Below are 3,203 nucleotides of genomic sequence, written 5' to 3' on the forward strand. Positions count from 1 at the left end.
CCCCTGCCCCTGCGGGAAAACGCGGCGCCGCGCGCCGCCTCAGGCGGGCTTGCGGCCGCGGATCGCGCGCCAGATGGCGAGCAAGCAGCAGCCGCCCCGCAGGCGGAGACCACCCACGCTGTCCACGAAGCCGTCGCGCTGGATATAGGTGAGGCCCAGCAGCCCCACCACCCACCAGCCCAGCATGCCGCCGACGACGCCGACGAACAGGTTCGTCCACAGCCCGCCGGTGGATTTCATCACCTTCTCGGCGATGTAGCCGGCGAGGATGCCGACGATGATCGAGACGAAGAAGCCCATGGGTGCCTCCTTCAGCGTCCGCGCAGGGCGCGCCAGACCCACAGCAGGATGATGGCGCCGACGATGGCGGCGATGAGGGTGCGGAAGAAGCCGAACACCTCGATGTTGAGCAGCGAGGCCAGCCCCCCGCCCACGAACGCGCCCGCCACGCCGACGATGAGGTTGGTGAGCAGGCCGTGGTTGCTCTCGGTGATCCGCTCGGCCACCCACCCGGCGATGACGCCGATCAGGATCATGGAGAAGAAGCCGACGCCCGGCTGGCTGAGGAACGCATAGGCTTGGTCGTTCATCTGCGAACTCCTGTCCGCGCCGCTGCGTGCAGCGCCGGCAACCGGGCGTCGCGACTCGGACCGTCGCCCCAGCCCCGGCCGGCGCCACTCTGGCACAGCTCAAGATCGCGCGCGAGGTACAAGCGCCGGGTGCGTGCGGTGAAGTTGCGCGCGGCGCCGGGCTATGCTGCATTGCACATCAAGGCCCGGCGCGCGGGGGAAGTGGTTCCCGTCGCCGCCGGCTCGGCCGGGCCATCGGGGGGAAGTCCATGAAGCTGCCGCGCAATTTCTTCAAGCCGCTCGCCATCGGCGCGCCCGCGCCCTATCGCGAGCTCCCGGTGCGGCTGGAGCGCATGATCCACTTCGTGCCGCCGCATCTGGAGAAGATGCGCGCCAAGGTGCCGGACATCGCCGCGCAGGTGGACGTGGTGCTGGGCAATCTGGAAGACGCCATCCCCATGGACGCCAAGGAGGCCGCCCGCGCCGGCTTCATCGAGATGGCGAAGGCGGTGGATTTCGGCGCCACCGGCCTGTGGACCCGCATCAACTGCCTGAACAGCCCGTGGGTGCTGGACGACATCGTCCAGATCGTCTCCAGCGTGGGTGCCAAGCTCGACGTCATCATGCTGCCCAAGGTCGACGGGCCGTGGGACATCCACTATCTCGACCAGCTCCTGGCGCAGCTTGAGGCCAAGCACGCCATCGGCAAGCCGATCCTGATCCACGCCATCCTGGAGACCGCCGAAGGGGTGAAGAACGTGGAGGCCATCGCCGCCGCCTCCCCCCGCATGCACGGCATGAGCCTCGGACCGGCGGACCTTGCCGCCTCGCGCGCCATGAAGACCACCCGCGTCGGCGGCGGGCATCCCGACTACCAGGTGCTGGCGGATCCGGACGGCGACAAGCCCCGCGCCGGCTTCCAGCAGGACCTGTGGCACTACACGGTCGGCAAGATGGTGGACGCCTGCACCGCCAATGGCATCAAGCCGTTCTATGGGCCGTTCGGCGACTTCGCCGACCTCGCCGCGTGCGAGAGCCAGTTCCGCAACGCCTTCCTCCAGGGCTGCGTCGGCGCCTGGACGCTGCACCCGACCCAGATCGACATCGCCAAGCGGGTATTCTCGCCCGATCCCGGCGAGGTGGCGTTCGCGCTGCGCATTCTGGAGGCCATGCCGGACGGCGCCGGCGCGGTGATGATCGACGGCAAGATGCAGGACGACGCCACCTGGAAGCAGGCCAAGGTGATCGTCGATCTGGCGCGCATTGTCGCGGCGAAGGATCCGCAAATGGGCAAGGCCTACGGATTGTGACACAATCGCGGCGAACGAGAAGGAGTGGGGGGCCATGGGCGCTTCTGTGAAGTCCGGCATGCGGGAGAAGGCAAGCGCGGCCGATCCGGCCGGCGCGCTCACCGCTTCGGCGGCTGCGCAGCGCCCGGGCAAGGTCCAGGATGCGGACGCCAGCGGCTTCCGCACCGCCAAGTTCCGCATCGGCGAGGTGGTGCGCCACAAACACTTCCCGTTCCGGGGCGTGGTGTTCGACGTGGATCCGATCTTCGACAACACCGAGGAATGGTGGCTCGCAATTCCCGAGGAGATCCGTCCCGACAAGGACCAGCCCTTCTATCACCTGTTCGCCGAGAACGCGGACAGCGAGTATGTGGCCTATGTGTCCGAGCAGAACCTGGAGCGCGATCTCTCGGACGAGCCGGTGCGCCACCCCAAGGTCGTCGAGGCGCTCTCGCAGGATGGCGAGGGCGGCTGGCGGGTGCGCTCCGATTTGCTGAACTGAGGCGTTTGCCCTCGTCCCGCGGCGCGATCGGGCCGCGACCGTCGCTGAAATGACAAAGGCCGGGCGCGCATCGCGGCCCGGCCTTAGTCATTTGGAGCCCCTATTTGGAGCCCCTGCGGCTCCTCTTTTCCGAGCGCCTTCAGGCGCTGCGGAAGGACAGCCGGCCGCGCTACGCTGCGCCGCCGGCCGCCGTCATCACTTCGGCGCCGTGCCCTGGGCCTTGGCGCGCTCCAGCTCCTGGCCCTTCTTCAGCAGCGCGGCCTTGCCCTGCTCGTCCTGGGCCTTCTTGGCGGCTTCCGCCTCTTCCATGCGCTTGCGCTCCTGCTCCATCGCCACCTTGGCGTCGACGCCCGGGCCGTCATAGACCTTGGTGAAGTCGGCGTTGGAGATCGGCAGGCTGAGGGTGCGGCCCTGGCCGTTCATCATCTGCAGGTAGATGGCATTGGCCTTCTTCATCTTGCCGATGAAGTCGGCATTGATCTCGGCCTCGCCGATGCAGGTGGCGCCGCCGCCCGGCATGGGCTGGCAGATCACGAACGGAACCGCCACCGGGTCCTTGTCGAGGGTGATGCGCATGCCCGGCTGAAGACGCATGCCGAGCGGCACGGCGATGGTCAGGCGGCGGCGGGCCTCGTCCTTCACCTCGATCAGATCGACCTTGGCGATGGCCTGGTTCTCGACGCCGAGCACCTGGCTGAGCACGCAGACCTGCTTCTTGGACTCAGGAATTTCCTGACAGATCTTCTGCCAGGGGGAGGCCGAGAACTTGGGCTCTTCGGCCGGCGCACCTTGGGCCGGCGCGCCGGCGGGGGCCTGGGGCGGCGAGGCGCTGCGCCGCGGCTG

General features: G+C 68.4%; 5 protein-coding genes. 2 read left to right on the forward strand and 3 right to left on the reverse strand.

Annotation, left to right across the window (positions count from 1 at the left end):
- Window positions 1-39: 39 nt before the first annotated feature.
- The gene (locus AC2W7M_RS22655) at window positions 40-300 is read right to left on the reverse strand and encodes a GlsB/YeaQ/YmgE family stress response membrane protein (protein ID WP_486135107.1); all 261 of its coding nucleotides are present in this window, start codon (window positions 298-300) and stop codon (window positions 40-42) included.
- An 11-nt stretch (window positions 301-311) separates the two neighbouring features.
- Complete coding sequence (locus tag AC2W7M_RS22660; RefSeq protein ID WP_486135109.1) at window positions 312-590, reverse strand: GlsB/YeaQ/YmgE family stress response membrane protein; 279 nt, start codon at window positions 588-590, stop codon at window positions 312-314.
- 248 nt (window positions 591-838) lie between these two features.
- Between AC2W7M_RS22660 and AC2W7M_RS22665 the strand changes: the two genes are divergently transcribed.
- On the forward strand, window positions 839-1,879 hold the full coding sequence (locus AC2W7M_RS22665) for an HpcH/HpaI aldolase/citrate lyase family protein (protein WP_486135111.1): 1,041 nt from the start codon (window positions 839-841) through the stop codon (window positions 1,877-1,879).
- 178 nt (window positions 1,880-2,057) lie between these two features.
- Window positions 2,058-2,360, forward strand: a complete 303-nt coding sequence (gene hspQ / locus AC2W7M_RS22670) for a heat shock protein HspQ (protein ID WP_486135115.1) — start codon at window positions 2,058-2,060, stop codon at window positions 2,358-2,360.
- A 195-nt stretch (window positions 2,361-2,555) separates the two neighbouring features.
- On the opposite strand, the gene AC2W7M_RS22675 is transcribed toward hspQ, so the two are convergent.
- Window positions 2,556-3,203: invasion associated locus B family protein (locus tag AC2W7M_RS22675; RefSeq protein ID WP_486135113.1), on the reverse strand; the 648-nt coding region annotated here is incomplete at its 5' end.

This window comes from Xanthobacter sp. BG11Y11_SDJG (assembly GCF_057364445.1).